Origin of the sequence: Antribacter soli, from assembly GCF_021568775.1 — a bacterium.
In the GTDB taxonomy this organism is placed as follows: domain Bacteria; phylum Actinomycetota; class Actinomycetes; order Actinomycetales; family Cellulomonadaceae; genus Antribacter; species Antribacter soli.
Window position 1 is genome coordinate 1 of sequence record NZ_JAKGSG010000071.1, and the last position, 12275, is coordinate 12275.

A 12275-nucleotide genomic window follows, 5' to 3' on the forward strand; every position below is an offset into this window, starting at 1 on the left:
GGCCACCTGATGGTGGTCGGCTACGGCCCCGCCGGGCCGGAACGGTCCCGGCTCATCGCAACCGAGCTGCGCGACGCGCTCGACGCGACGACGGTGCAGGTCCACATCCAGGACGGGACGTGGCGGACCCGGGCCGGCCTGGCCGGCCCGTGGGGCGTGGCGACCGCCCTGCCGCGCCCGGCCGGCCCGGGCCTGCCAGACCTGGCGGCCACCAAGGACGAGCTCCGCACCTCGATGGCACCCCTGCCCTGGCCCGTGTTCGGCTCACCCAGCCCCGCGACCCTCGCCGGCCTGGAGAAGCTCTCGCCCGCGCTCCGCGCGGACGTCGCCCGCCGGACCCTGGACAACGTGGCCGCAGGCAACGACCCCGTCGCGCAGACGGAGCTCCTCGCGCACCTGGCCACCTCGGACCTGGTCACCCGCGACATCATCCTCGGCCACGCCCTGGACGGGACGGACACCGAGGCCCGCGTCAACGCGCTCGTGCAGACCTTCCGCAGCGCACCCGCCGAGAACCGGCAAGCGCTGGCGGCCCTGGCCGCAGCCGCCACCTACCTCGCGGCGTGGAACCCGCCCCATGTGCGCGAACTCCTCGCCCACGCGGACTCCCACAGCACCCTGGCGGGCCTGGTGTCGACGGCGGTCGACGCCGGAGTCAATCCCCACAAGCTCCGGTCGACGCTCCTTCGCGCGGTCAGCATCGAACTGGACGAGGCCGAACATGCGGGGACCGCGAACGACCGCACACGTCCCGACGTCCCGGGCACCTCCAAGGTTCAGCGCAAGCCCGCCGCACCGCCAGCGCCTGCCCGCCCCGCGCCGTCGGCTCGGAAGAGCGCGCCCGAACTCTGAAACCCATCGCGCGCTCCGCCCGACCGGCAGCCGGCGCGCACCTGACCTATGAGGCGCCCGCCACCAGGCGGAGCACGAGCACCAGGAGTCCCGCGATGACCACCACGATCCCCACGTCCACCAGCGTGGAAGGGCGCCTCGGCGCCGACCCGCACCTGCAGCACGCCGCCGACGGACGAGCATTCCTCAGGGTCCTGCTCCAGGCACAGCCAAAGCCCCGGCACCAGGCCGACGGATCCTTCGCCGAGGACCCGGGCATCGAGTGCACCCTCCTCGTCTTCGGCAAGGCGGCCCAGTGCCTGGCCCGCCGGTTCCGCTACGGCGACGTCGTCGTGGTCTCCGGCCACCTCTCGCAGAAGGACCCGGGAACGTTCGTCGCCCGCCGTGTCGGGCACGACGCCGCCCGCACCCACTACACGGTCACCCGGACCGGGGCCAAGCGCGCGGAGCGGACCCGACGACGTCGGACCGCCGCACCACCGGACAACACGCCCCCGCGCGTCGGCTCCGACGCCCGCTCGCGCGGCCCGATCGTTGCCGAGCCCATCCTGCCCGGTCGTCCGGTCCGGACCGCGTGAGAGGGGCCCGGCCATGACCGACGACCAGAACCGCAGCCCGGAGCCCGACCACGAGAGCCTTTTGGGCGCCTACTTCTCCCAGGCGTTCACCCTGCCCGCCGACGTCGCCGCGCTCGGCGAGGCGGACGACCTGGACGAGGACGACCTGGGCGACTTCCCGTTCCCCCTGCCAGAGCAGGAAACCCGCGGCGAACCGCCATTGCGGCCGATCAACCTCAACCTGCTCACCTCCACCGAGGCCGCCAACTACTGGCCCCAGCTCGACGGGTGGGTCGAGTGGCTGCGCCGCGACTACGGGCTCGGCATCACGATCATCCCGCCGCTGTGGCACCGGCACGCCGAGCTGCGCTGGGAGCTGTCCGCCCTGCACACCGCGTGGTTGGCCGCCTACGACCCCGAGGCGCATGCCGGCGCACCGATCACGTGGCATCGTGAGCTGGCCGAGGCCAAGCACCGGCTGCACGAGTGGGTCTCCCAGTCCGGAACCTCGCTGACCGAGGACCGCCCCACCCCGGTGACCCTCTGGCCGGGCGAGCCCGGCTTTGGCGCCGAGCAGACGTGGAAGGACGCCGGGCAGCCCACACCGATCGCCGACCGGGGCGCCGACTTCCGGGCCTGGATGGCCGAGGACGTCGCGCGGCGCCGCGCCGTCGAGGCACGCGTCAGCGCCGACCTGCGGGCACCCATGCTGGGCCGTCACTTGCTCCACCGGGACGCAGGCAGGGCCGAGTGATGTTCGACCACGACCCCGACCCCGCCCTTGGCCCCGGCCCCGACGGCCCTGACTTCGAGCGGCTGCTCGAGGAGGCCTACGGCAGCGACGAGCACGCCAAGGCCGCAGCCCGCGCCGACATCACCGCCATGTCCGACCACCAAGCCGTCGACGCCACCAGTGCGCACGAGACGATCGCGGGCCTGGTCTGGCGCACCCTTCGGGACTTGGGGATCCGCGGCGGGCGGATGCTCGTCATCGGGCAGGACGCCGAGGTGTTCGCGGGCCTGCCGGCAGGCGAACGCCGCCTGCCACCGGGGGACGCGAACGGGTTCACTGCCGCGATTCCGGACGCCGTCGCGCGCGAGGGGCACCCGCACGCCGGGCTCCCGCTGCGCCTGTTCGACGACGACGCACCCGACGAGTACGACGTCGTCATCGCCGTCCCCCCGCACCTCGACGTCTCCCTCCACCGACCCGGGGTCACCACAGCCCGGCGGGTCGCGCAGACCCTGATGATCCTCGGCTGCCTGGAGCACACCGAGCCCGGCGGATACCTCGTCGCCCTCGCGTCCCGGGAAGTCCTCGACGACCCCGACATTCAGGGGCGGATGCTCATCGCCGAACGCGGCGAGCTCGTCGGCGCGTTGCGCCTACCGGCCGGGTCCCTACGCCCGGGGCTGCCCGGGAACGACGCCTGCGTCGACCTGCTCATCCTGCGCCGCCCCCTGGTGCCCTCCAGCCCCATCACCCCATGCCAGTTCCTGCCGGTGTGGCCACTGCACATGGGCGACCAGGTAGTCCAGGTGAACCAGTACTGGCTGGCGAACCCGCAGCACGTCCTGGGCATCCTCGCGACCCGGCCCAACCCCTGGGGCAAGCCGGAGGTCACCGTGCATGCCAACCCCGAGCACCGCCTGCACACGAGCCTCGCGCGCGGGCTCGACGACGTCCTCGGCCACGCACACACCACCGGCCTGACCGCCGAGACCGGCGCGACGATCGATGCCCGCCTCCGCGACGCCCAACGGCACGACCCGAACACGCCGATCCCCTACACCCTCGTCGACCGGCACGACCTCGACGCCGTACGCCAACAGATCGCCCAGATCCGCGCCGAACGACGCCGCGAGAACCTCAACCCCGCCAAGCCCTCCCCCGAGCCACCGCCGCGAGCGCGCAAACCAAGCAACGAGAACCCTGGGCCGTCGCTGTAGCCCCGAACCCCCGCCTCGGCCTGTCCATCCCACCCCAGTACCGTGTCCCGCGTGTTCCTCGACGACGCCGATCCTGCGGTTCTGCGCATCCCCGCCTCAACGGAGCTGACCTTGGAGTTCGAGAAGGACTTTCCGTACGGTCCGGATGACCCGCACATCGCAGGCGTGCTCGTACGCGCGACGGGCAACCACGTCCGGATCGAGCAGCAGGTCATCCTCCTGGGGACAAGAGAGCTTCCCGACTTTCTCCGCGGCCTGTCCGACGATTTTCGTGGGTGGACCGGCGAACGCACGTGGCGCTCGCTCGAAGACGAGCTCCGGGTCACCGCGCGACATGATGGTCACGTCCACCTGCGCTGGGAACTGACACACCCCTACGGGGACGCGCCGTGGACATTCACCACGACCACCCGCCACGGCGCCGGCGAAGACATGCGCAGCCTCGCCGACGCCTTCGACGAGCTGCTCGATCCGCAGACGTAGCCGCCCCGACCTTCTCAACGACGCGTGCACCCTTCGTCGGCGCCAGCCTGCACTCGCTGTTTGCGGGCTGTCACCACGTCTCCCGCGGCGGACTCGTGCTCGGTTCGCGACCGTGGCTTCGGCGGCTCGTGCGTCCCTGGAGTGCGGGTCCGCACCGGTCGGTTGACCTTGGTCTCGAAGGAGGGAGCCGAGGTGATCACCCAGACGTGCCACCCGGGGCGCGCGTCACCTTGCCGTCTGAGGATGCTGCTGCCCTTGGGCTGGATGGGCCCGTTCAGGTGGCGCTTGCTCGCGCGTTGAGCGGACCCCGAACGCCGATGCGCTGCCCGGCGGGTGCAGGTACGAGCCGAAGTGGTGAGGGTGGCGCGGCGAGATCGAGGGCATCGAGGTGACGCTGGACCATCTGCGCTCCAAACGTGACCGAGCACCGCGCATTGGTGTGGCCGGGCCGGTCGCGCTGCCCACGCCCGCGGTCCGTGCCTAGGCCCGCCTCATGGGCGCTGGGCGCGTGGGCTGGCGGCACGACGGAGTGCAGCGGCCTTGACGAACAGGCTGGGTTGTCGGTTGGCCGCGAGCCGGTCCGCCCGCCCGTGGCACGCCGAGGGGCGATAGACGCAGTTTCGAGGTCGTTCAGTTCCCGTCTGCGCTTCGTGGTGTTGTTCGTTTGGTGGTTCGGAGGCGGGCGAGGTCGGCGAGGTGCTCGGTGATGAACCGTTCGTAGCCGTTGGTGGTGGGCTCGTAGAAGGTCTGGCGTGGCATGTCCTCGGGGAAGTAGTCGGCGCCGGAGAACCCGTCCTGGGTGTCTGGGTCGTACTGGTATCCCTTGCCGTAGCCGAGGTCCTTCATGAGCCGGGTGGGGGCGTTGAGGATGTGTGGGGGCGGCATCAGGGACCCGGTCCGCTTCGCAGCGTCGCGGGCGGTGTTGAACCCGCGGTACACCGCTATCGACTTGGGTGCCGTGGCGAGGTAGACGACCGCCTGCGCGATGGCGAGCTCGCCCTCGGGTGAGCCGAGGCGTTCGTAGACGTCCCAGGCTGCGAGGGTCTGCTGCACTGCTTGCGGGTCCGCGATGCCGATGTCCTCGTTCGCGAAGCGGACCAGTCGGCGTGCGATGTAGAGCGGGTCCTCGCCGCCGTCGAGCATGCGGGCCAGCCAGTACAGCGCAGCGTCCGGGTCGGAGCCGCGCATCGACTTGTGCAGCGCGGAGATGAGGTTGTAGTGCCCCTCCTGCGACTTGTCATAGATCGGGGCTCGCTTCTGGACGGCGTCGGCCAGCGCGGACGAGTCGATCGGTCCTGGCAGGGACTGCACCTGCTCGATCATGTTGAGCAGGTACCGGCCGTCGCCGTCGGCCATGGCGATGAGCGCCTGCCGGGCGTCGTCGTCCAGCGGCAGGGGCGCGCGCAGGACCTCCTGCGCCCGGCTGATGAGCGTGGTGAGGGCGTCGTCGTCGAGGCGTTTGAGGACGAGCACCTGGCAGCGCGAGAGCAGTGCCGCGTTCAGCTCGAAGCTGGGATTCTCCGTGGTCGCGCCGACGAGCACGATCGTGCCGTCCTCGACGTAGGGCAGGAACGAGTCCTGCTGGGCGCGGTTGAACCGGTGGATCTCGTCCACGAACAGGAGCGTGCCCTGGCCGATCTCCCGGCGCCGCTGCGCGGCCTGGAACACCTTCCGCAGGTCCGCGACCCCGGAGAACGTCGCGGAGAGCGGTTCGAACACGAGGTCGGTCCGCTCGGCGAACAGCCGTGCGATCGTCGTCTTGCCGCAGCCGGGCGGCCCCCACAGGACCATCGAGACCAGCCGGTGCGCCACGATCATCCGACCGATCGGCGCCTGCTGTGCGAGCAGGTGGTCCTGACCGACCACGTCCTCAAGAGTCTGCGGGCGTAGCCGGTCGGCCAACGGGCGCGACGCGTCGTCCATCTCGAACAGCGACGGTGACTGCGAGGTCATGCGGCCTTGTCCTTCCTGGGCAGACCGTCGACGACGAGTTCGTAGGACCCGTGCACCAGGTCCTCGACGAGGCGCTTGGTGATCCCCCGCCCGGGTCCGACGGACACCCAGTGCCGCTTGTCGAAGTACCGGCCCACGGTGATCGTCTCATGGTCACGACCCAGCGCTTCGCCATGGTCGGGGTCCACCTTCACCGTGATGATCTGCGCATCGGGATCGTCGTCGGTGACGACGAGGAAGACCTTCTCCGCGACCTTCCACACGTCCAGGTGCGGGGTGAACGGGCGCCCGTGGCTGACGCCCGCCAGCGAGCCGGCTGCGTCGCGCGCTGTCTGCTGGAGCTGCTCTCCTGGCAGGCTCACTGGTCTCCCCTTCCGAAGATGGCTGGGTCGACGGGCCGTCTCGCCCGAGGGAGCTTCTCCACGACGAGCAGGTAGGACTCGGTGACCAGTTCCTCTACGAGGCTCTGCCGCATCGAACCGCCGGGACGCAGGGTGATCCAGTGCTTCTTGTTCATGTGGTAACCCGGCGTGATGTCGTCGTGAGTCTCGCGGAGTGCCTTCGCGTCCTGCGGGTCGGCCTTGAGGATCACGACCGGCTCGCCGGTCACCTCGGTCATCAGCATGAAGACCTTGTCACGGACCTTGTAGACGTCCCAGTCCGGCCCGAACGGGTGCTCCAGGCCGGAGCCCGGCAGCTCATCGGCTCGCTCACGCGCGTACTTCTGCACGGCCTCGTCCTGCATCAGTCCTCCTCGGGTTCGCGTTCATCAGCAAGTGCGTACCATGGTACGCACTTGGACCGTGAGGAGGATGGGTGCGCAAGGGCAAGCCGAACGATCCGCTACGCAGAGAACGCATCCTGCGTGCGGCGCTTGAGGTCATCGGGTCGCAGGGGGTGCACGCGACCTCCTATCGCGGTGTCGCGGCGCGGGCGGGTGTGCCGCTCGGCTCGATGACGTACTACTTCCCGGATCTCGAGACCCTGATCGTGAGCGCGTTCGAGACACTTGGGGACGAGCTGGAACCGCGGTATACGGCCCCGCTGCGTGCCGCCCGTGACACTACCGACGCGGTCGAGGTGCTGGTCGCGGCCACCTGCGGTGCGACCAGCCCGAGCCGCGAGGACATCAGGCTGTACACGGAGATCTACCACTACGGGGCGCGCAGCCCTCGGGTCGCCGGGCTCTTGCGGGACTTCCAGGAGGCGGCACTCGTCATCCTGCGCGAGCAGTTCCCGGACGGCGCGGCCCGGGCCGTCGACGCGCTCATGTGGGGCTGGTGGACCTACCGCTCCTTCCATGACGCACCCCTGGACGAGGACGTGGTCCGCCGTGCGTACCGGTCCATCGTCGACGAGTTCGCCAGCTGACGACCCCCACCGCCACCGGGTGACATGTCGATCTCAACCCCGACGTGAGCCCCTCACGCCGCGCCCGCGGCCACCACGACACAGCACACAAGACGCGGACAGCGTCGGAAGGACACACCATGACTGCGACAGCTCCCGCCGCCCCGACGACACCTGGCGTGCGGTCCTGGTGGGGAATCCCGTACGCCACCGCCGAGCGATACCGTCGCCCGGTCGTCGCGGAGTTCGATCCGGACCGGCCCTACGACCGCAAGGGCGTCGCCGCCGTACAGCCCGACAGCGGTGACTGGCTCGAAGCGGACAGCGGGACGGGCGAGGACTGCCTGAACCTGAACGTGTGGGCTCCGGAGCAACCCCTCGGGACCGCGCTGCCGGTCGCCGTGTATATCCACGGCGGCGGGTTCGAATTCGGTGCGAACACGCAGATCACCTCGAACGTCGCAGGCCTCGCCGCATCGGGCCGCGTGGTGGGCGTGTCGATCAACTACCGGCTCGGAGCGCTCGGGGCGGTATCGCTCTCGCAGTACGGCGGGCGGCTCGCCGAGGCAAGCAACCTCTGCCTGCAGGATGTCATCGCGGCCCTGACCTGGATCCGGCGCAACATCGCGCGCTTCGGCGGCGACCCCGACAACGTCACCGTCTACGGCCACAGCGGCGGCGCTTACTCCACGTTCGGGCTGCTCGGTGCCCCCTCCGCGGACGGCCTGTACCGGCGTCTGGCCGGGTTCTCCGCCGGGCCCACTCGTCTCCAGCCGTCGTGGTGGGCCGAGGAGCTCGCGCACCGGTTCGTCACCGAGCTCGGCGTCGCGGGCGACCCTGAGAAGCTGATCGACCTCGACACGGCGTCTCTGGTGGCCGCACTGCACAAGGTCACACCGACCGACCTCGGCGCCCGTGGCGGAATGGACAGCACGAGCCTCGGCGTCGTCCTGGACACCGACCAGCCCGGCGCAGTCCTGCGGGCTCACCCCATGGACGTCCTCGCCTCGGGTGCGCACCGTGATGTCGATGTGCTGCTGAGCATGGCCAGCGACGACATGGGTTGGTGGGTGGCGAACGACCTCGACCGGTTCGACCCGGGCACCGTCGACGCAGTCGTCGACGAACTCGCCCGGTGGCGCATTCCCCGCTCCCGCGCGAAGCAGATCGTCAGGGCCTACGACCAGGAGGGCCGCACGCCCGCCGAGGTGCGGGCCGCGCTTCTGACGGACTACATCTTCGGGCTCCCCGCGGCCCGCGGCGCCCTGACGCATGCCGCCGCGGGCGGCAACGCCCATCTCCTCCTGGTCGGTCCCGCCGAGGGCGCCCCCGCGGTGCACGGCAGCGAGATGTACGCGCTGGTCGGCCAGGAACGGCCCGGCCGCAGCGCAGAACAAGCCGACCGTGACACCCGTATCCGCGACATCGTGCTCGACTTCACGACCGGCGAGCAGAGCTCTCTGTGGCCCGCCGTCACCGACCGCCCTACCTCGGAGAGCGTCGGAAACCCGCCCTTCGATGCCACCGCCCACTACCAGGCAGCCCTCGACCTGTGGGAGGGCATCGACCGCCCCTGACGGGCGTCGAGCAACCGCAACGGCAAGGAGTCCGCAATGAGCAACACGGAAGCAACCGCGCGGCCCGCACCGGCCACGATGCGAGCCGTGGTCGTCACCAGGCCCGGCGGCCCCGGACGCGCTGGAAGTCAAGGACATCCCGGTCCCCGCGCGTGAACCGGGCTGGGTACGGATCGCGGTGAAGGCGTTCGGCGTCAACGAGTCCGAAGTCAGCACCCGCAAGGGAGAGTCGGACCCGGAAGTCACCTACCCACGCGTCCCTGGCATCGAGGCAGTGGGCGTGGTCGACGAGGCAGACGCTGCCAGCGGCCTGCGGTCCGGTCAACAGGTAGCCACCATGATGGGCGGCATGGGCCGCACCTTCGACGGCTCGTACGCGCAGTACGTCACGGTCCCCGCGGCACAGGTTGTCCCCCTTCGAGACCACCCTGCCGTGGGACGTGGTCGCTGCCGGAGATGTTCCAGACCGCCTATGGATCGTTGACCACCGGGCTCGATCTGCGCGCCGGGCAGACCCTGCTGATCCGCGGCGGCACCTCCACGGTCGGGCTGAGCGCTGCGGCCACCATGGCCAAGGACATCGGCGCCACCGTCATCTCGACCACCCGCCATGCCGACCGCAAGGATGAGCTACGAGCCATCGGTGTCGACCACCCCATCGTGGACGACGGGACCATCCCCCAACAGGTCCGCAACCTCGCGCCGGGCGGCGTGGATGCCGCACTCGAGCTCGTGGGCTGCACCGTGCTGCCCGACACGCTCGGGTGCGTGCGCAGGCACGGCACCGTCTGCTTCACCGGCGCCCTCGCAGGCGGCTGGACCATCCCCGAATTCAGCCCGTTCATCCCTGGCGGGGTACGGCTGACCAGCTACGCGGGCGACGCCACAGATCTGCCTTCCCACGTGTTCCAGGAGCAGCTTCACGCCATCGCCGACGGCCGGCTGACGACCCCGATCGCGAAGACCTACCACAGCCTGGACCGCGTCCGCGACGCGCAGGCCGGCCTCGAAGCCGCCGCCACGCCAGGCAAGCACATCGTGCTGCTCGACGACCAGGACGGCCCGCAACGCCGACATCTGGCCAGGTGCAGATATGGCGCTCAAGGTCAAGCGCCGCACGACGATCGACGTCCTGTGTGGCGCGGTAATCGGCACGCCCACCGACCCACTGCAGGTCGTCGCTGGCCTGCCTATCGACGGGCGTCTACGGATCGTCGGCCGCACCGGCCCCGTATCCCCCCGCGCCCGCCGGGCCCTCACGCCGTGGCTGTCACCACCCACTCGGGACCACCCCTGGCCCCCACGGGTCCCGCGGGCAGCATTCGGGCGGTTCAACGCCGGCGGCGATGCGGTCGATCTGACCCTCGTCGATCCGCTGGTCGTGGAGGTCAGCGCCGACGCCGCCTGGAACGGAAGCAACTTCCGTCACCTGCTGCGCTTCGTCCGGGTACGTCCAGAGTTGAATCCAGTCGAGGTCTCGCCACCCTCGAACACCGCGTGAAATCCCTGGCCGGAGGCCCAGTCTGGTCGGCGCCTTTGGGCAAGAACAGCACCTCTTGCTGGTATGACTCAATGGTGTGTTAGATGCAACGGTGCGGACGGCGGCCGGGAGCGAGCTCCCCGGCGCCGCGCGCCTTGTGCTCGTCGACGGCCTGGGCCTGCTGAACCCGGTAAGCGGCGCCCGGCTCCTCGAGAGAGCCGGGCGCCACGTCACCAACCGTCGCGCCGGTCATGCCGGCGCGCTGCGGGCCGCGGTCAGCAGGTGTACTTGACCATCTTCATGTTCGCGATGTTGGTGATCTTCCGCCACATCGGGCTCGAGCTGGAGTTGGTGATGGACGTGAAACTACTGCCAGCCTCAAAAGAGACCGTGCAGTGGGGGTCGATGCGGTAGGCGTCGGTGTCGTAGTAGTAGTAGAACTCGGTCGTGCTGTGCCCGCCGAGCAGGAGGAAGTAGGAGTTGTAGGCCGAGTCGTTCCAGGTCGGGCTGCACGGCAGTACGTTGCCGTAGTACAGGGACGTAGTGGACCAGCACCAGTTGTTCGACACGAAGATGCCCTTGCCCGAGGCGTTCGTGAACACTCCGCCGCAGCCGCGGGTGGTGCACGTGCCGGCCGACGCCGACGTGGCCAGCGAAGTCCCGACCAGCAGGCCGCCGAGGATCGCCGCCGCTGCGATGCGGGCGGACCATTTCTTGAGCAGAGTCTTCTTGAGCATCGTTCCCCTTTGTCGAGTGCTCCATCAACAATGTGGCCCACTGCGAAGCGGTGGGCATAGCGGAAAAATACCCCTAGATCGTTTCACTGTCGACGATTAGCACCCAGAACAGCGAGATTCACCCATGACGAACTTCGGCTCCTGGACCATGGCCGCACGTGGAGGCACGCGGAACGAGCCTGCGATCATCCACATGTGAGTGGAGCGGGCGAGGAGTCACCGGTCGAGCGGCCTCTTCTCGAAGCACGTGGCCGACCGCAGGCGCCGCAGACAGCTCGGCATCGGCGCGCTCGTCGGGGCCAGTCTCGTCGCGGACGCGCACCGCCGGCATACCGCGATGGCCCCGCACGCCCGGCGCCCGCCTGCTGCGCCTGACCGGGAGACAACCATGACCGAGACCGCACCCACCAAGCCCGCCGTGCTGTTCGTCTGCGTGCACAACGCGGGCCGCTCGCAGATGGCCGCCGGGTTCCTCACCGCCCTGTCGAGCGGGGCAGTCGAGGTTCGCTCCGCTGGGTCGATGCCCGCCGAGCAGATCAACCCGGTCGCCGTGCAGGCGATGGCCGAGGTCGGCATCGACATCACCGCCGGACGCCCGAAGGCGCTCACCACCGACGCCGTGAGGGCGTCCGACGTCGTCGTCACGATGGGCTGCGGCGACACTGCCCGTACTTCCCCGGCAAGCGCTACGAGGACTGGGTCCTGGACGACCCCGCCGGTCAGGGCATCGACGCCGTCCGCCCGATCCGGGACGAGATCCGCTCACGCGTGGAGGCTCTCTTGGCCGAACTGCGCGTCCCAGCCGCGGAATAGCGACGGCGTCGGATAAGAGATCCCGCCAAGTGCCCGCCCAGACGCCGCGGTCGAGAGCGTCCGCCCGCCCGCGCATTGAGAGCCGCCGTCACGCCTGAAGAAACGCGGACCGCTGGGACGTCGCCAACGGGACCGCTGAGACGCTCGGGGGGCCGTCGAGGAATCGCGGGTCCCGTTCCAGGCGCCGGTAGACCGTGGACCGTCCCAGCCCGGTGATCTGCATGATCTGCTGGACGGACATCCCACGCTCCCGCATGGCACGCAGGTCACCGGGCGACCGCGGACCGTCCCGCCCGGGGGGATGTCCCATCGGTACGTCCCGTCCAGCCGCGTGGACTCTGGGACCCGGCCCGGGATGTCGCCCCAGTTCGTGTCGGCTCTTCGGGCGTCCCACGCTGTCCCGGGTCCGGTCTCCGGGACGTCCCGCCCGGCACCGCGTTCAGAGACGCACGCCGGTGAGCGGGCTTGGCCACGATCAGCTCGGCGAGGGTGTGCGTGGTGAGCAGCACCGAGACCGGCGCCA

General features: G+C 70.2%; 15 protein-coding genes and 1 pseudogene. 10 read left to right on the top strand and 6 right to left on the bottom strand.

Going from position 1 to position 12275, the window contains the following annotated elements:
* The 5 genes from L1785_RS22515 to L1785_RS22535 form a co-directional block, all read left to right on the top strand.
* A partial coding sequence (locus L1785_RS22515; RefSeq protein WP_236091483.1) for a hypothetical protein occupies window positions 1-852 on the top strand: 852 nt, incomplete at its 5' end.
* A 95-nt stretch (window positions 853-947) separates the two neighbouring features.
* Entirely contained in the window at window positions 948-1430 is a 483-nt protein-coding gene (locus L1785_RS22520) for a single-stranded DNA-binding protein (RefSeq protein ID WP_236091484.1), read from the top strand.
* Between the two features lie 13 nt (window positions 1431-1443).
* Window positions 1444-2163: a hypothetical protein gene (locus tag L1785_RS22525; RefSeq protein WP_236091485.1), complete on the top strand. Its 720-nt coding sequence runs from the start codon at window positions 1444-1446 to the stop codon at window positions 2161-2163.
* Window positions 2163-3359 (top strand): hypothetical protein, encoded by a 1197-nt coding sequence (locus tag L1785_RS22530; protein WP_236091486.1) that lies wholly within the window; start codon window positions 2163-2165, stop codon window positions 3357-3359. Before L1785_RS22525 ends, L1785_RS22530 begins: the two co-directional genes overlap by 1 nt.
* A 51-nt stretch (window positions 3360-3410) precedes the next feature.
* Complete coding sequence (locus L1785_RS22535; RefSeq protein WP_236091487.1) at window positions 3411-3842, top strand: DUF6228 family protein; 432 nt, start codon at window positions 3411-3413, stop codon at window positions 3840-3842.
* A gap of 630 nt (window positions 3843-4472) precedes the next feature.
* On the opposite strand, the gene L1785_RS22540 is transcribed toward L1785_RS22535, so the two are convergent.
* From L1785_RS22540 to L1785_RS22550, 3 genes are read right to left on the bottom strand one after another with little or no spacing between them, the layout of a single operon-like run.
* Window positions 4473-5795, bottom strand: coding sequence for a replication-associated recombination protein A (locus L1785_RS22540; protein ID WP_236091488.1), 1323 nt, complete (start codon window positions 5793-5795; stop codon window positions 4473-4475).
* Window positions 5792-6157: an MmcQ/YjbR family DNA-binding protein gene (locus L1785_RS22545; protein ID WP_236091489.1), complete on the bottom strand. Its 366-nt coding sequence runs from the start codon at window positions 6155-6157 to the stop codon at window positions 5792-5794. The genes L1785_RS22540 and L1785_RS22545 overlap by 4 nt, the downstream gene beginning before the upstream one ends.
* On the bottom strand, window positions 6154-6540 hold the full coding sequence (locus tag L1785_RS22550; RefSeq protein WP_236091490.1) for an MmcQ/YjbR family DNA-binding protein: 387 nt from the start codon (window positions 6538-6540) through the stop codon (window positions 6154-6156). The genes L1785_RS22545 and L1785_RS22550 overlap by 4 nt, the downstream gene beginning before the upstream one ends.
* Before the next feature lie 71 nt (window positions 6541-6611).
* Between L1785_RS22550 and L1785_RS22555 the strand changes: the two genes are divergently transcribed.
* From L1785_RS22555 to L1785_RS22565, 4 genes are all read left to right on the top strand, one after another.
* Window positions 6612-7166, top strand: a complete 555-nt coding sequence (locus L1785_RS22555; RefSeq protein ID WP_236091491.1) for a TetR/AcrR family transcriptional regulator — start codon at window positions 6612-6614, stop codon at window positions 7164-7166.
* A gap of 119 nt (window positions 7167-7285) precedes the next feature.
* On the top strand, window positions 7286-8722 hold the full coding sequence (locus tag L1785_RS22560) for a carboxylesterase family protein (protein ID WP_236091492.1): 1437 nt from the start codon (window positions 7286-7288) through the stop codon (window positions 8720-8722).
* A 178-nt stretch (window positions 8723-8900) separates the two neighbouring features.
* Window positions 8901-9206 carry an alcohol dehydrogenase catalytic domain-containing protein gene (locus tag L1785_RS23480; RefSeq protein ID WP_372461906.1) on the top strand — a complete coding sequence of 102 codons (306 nt, stop codon included), beginning with the start codon at window positions 8901-8903 and terminating at the stop codon, window positions 9204-9206.
* On the top strand, window positions 9179-10306 hold the full coding sequence (locus L1785_RS22565; protein ID WP_236091493.1) for a zinc-binding dehydrogenase: 1128 nt from the start codon (window positions 9179-9181) through the stop codon (window positions 10304-10306). Before L1785_RS23480 ends, L1785_RS22565 begins: the two co-directional genes overlap by 28 nt.
* Here the strand turns inward: L1785_RS22565 and L1785_RS22570 are convergent.
* Entirely contained in the window at window positions 10303-10455 is a 153-nt protein-coding gene (locus tag L1785_RS22570) for a hypothetical protein (protein WP_236091494.1), read from the bottom strand. The two genes, L1785_RS22565 and L1785_RS22570, sit on opposite strands and share 4 nt — an antisense overlap.
* 22 nt (window positions 10456-10477) lie before the next feature.
* Window positions 10478-10939, bottom strand: a complete 462-nt coding sequence (locus L1785_RS22575) for a hypothetical protein (RefSeq protein WP_236091495.1) — start codon at window positions 10937-10939, stop codon at window positions 10478-10480.
* A gap of 388 nt (window positions 10940-11327) precedes the next feature.
* Between L1785_RS22575 and L1785_RS22580 the strand changes: the two are divergent.
* Window positions 11328-11752, top strand: a pseudogene (locus tag L1785_RS22580) (arsenate reductase ArsC).
* 88 nt (window positions 11753-11840) lie between these two features.
* Here the strand turns inward: L1785_RS22580 and L1785_RS23485 are convergent.
* Window positions 11841-12062 (bottom strand): helix-turn-helix domain-containing protein, encoded by a 222-nt coding sequence (locus L1785_RS23485; protein WP_372461908.1) that lies wholly within the window; start codon window positions 12060-12062, stop codon window positions 11841-11843.
* Between the last annotated feature and the right edge of the window lie 213 nt (window positions 12063-12275).

Bases quoted from the DNA above. Each gene is read 5' to 3' on its own strand.
- L1785_RS22520 (WP_236091484.1), top strand. From the start codon at position 948: ATGACCACCACGATCCCCACGTCCACCAGCGTGGAAGGGCGCCTCGGC.
- L1785_RS22525 (WP_236091485.1), top strand. From the start codon at position 1,444: ATGACCGACGACCAGAACCGCAGCCCGGAGCCCGACCACGAGAGCCTT.
- L1785_RS22530 (WP_236091486.1), top strand. From the start codon at position 2,163: ATGTTCGACCACGACCCCGACCCCGCCCTTGGCCCCGGCCCCGACGGC.
- L1785_RS22540 (WP_236091488.1), bottom strand. From the start codon at position 5,795: ATGACCTCGCAGTCACCGTCGCTGTTCGAGATGGACGACGCGTCGCGC.
- L1785_RS22550 (WP_236091490.1), bottom strand. From the start codon at position 6,540: ATGCAGGACGAGGCCGTGCAGAAGTACGCGCGTGAGCGAGCCGATGAG.
- L1785_RS22560 (WP_236091492.1), top strand. From the start codon at position 7,286: ATGACTGCGACAGCTCCCGCCGCCCCGACGACACCTGGCGTGCGGTCC.
- L1785_RS22565 (WP_236091493.1), top strand. From the start codon at position 9,179: ATGTTCCAGACCGCCTATGGATCGTTGACCACCGGGCTCGATCTGCGC.
- L1785_RS22570 (WP_236091494.1), bottom strand. From the start codon at position 10,455: ATGACCGGCGCGACGGTTGGTGACGTGGCGCCCGGCTCTCTCGAGGAG.
- L1785_RS22575 (WP_236091495.1), bottom strand. From the start codon at position 10,939: ATGCTCAAGAAGACTCTGCTCAAGAAATGGTCCGCCCGCATCGCAGCG.
- L1785_RS23485 (WP_372461908.1), bottom strand. From the start codon at position 12,062: ATGGGACATCCCCCCGGGCGGGACGGTCCGCGGTCGCCCGGTGACCTG.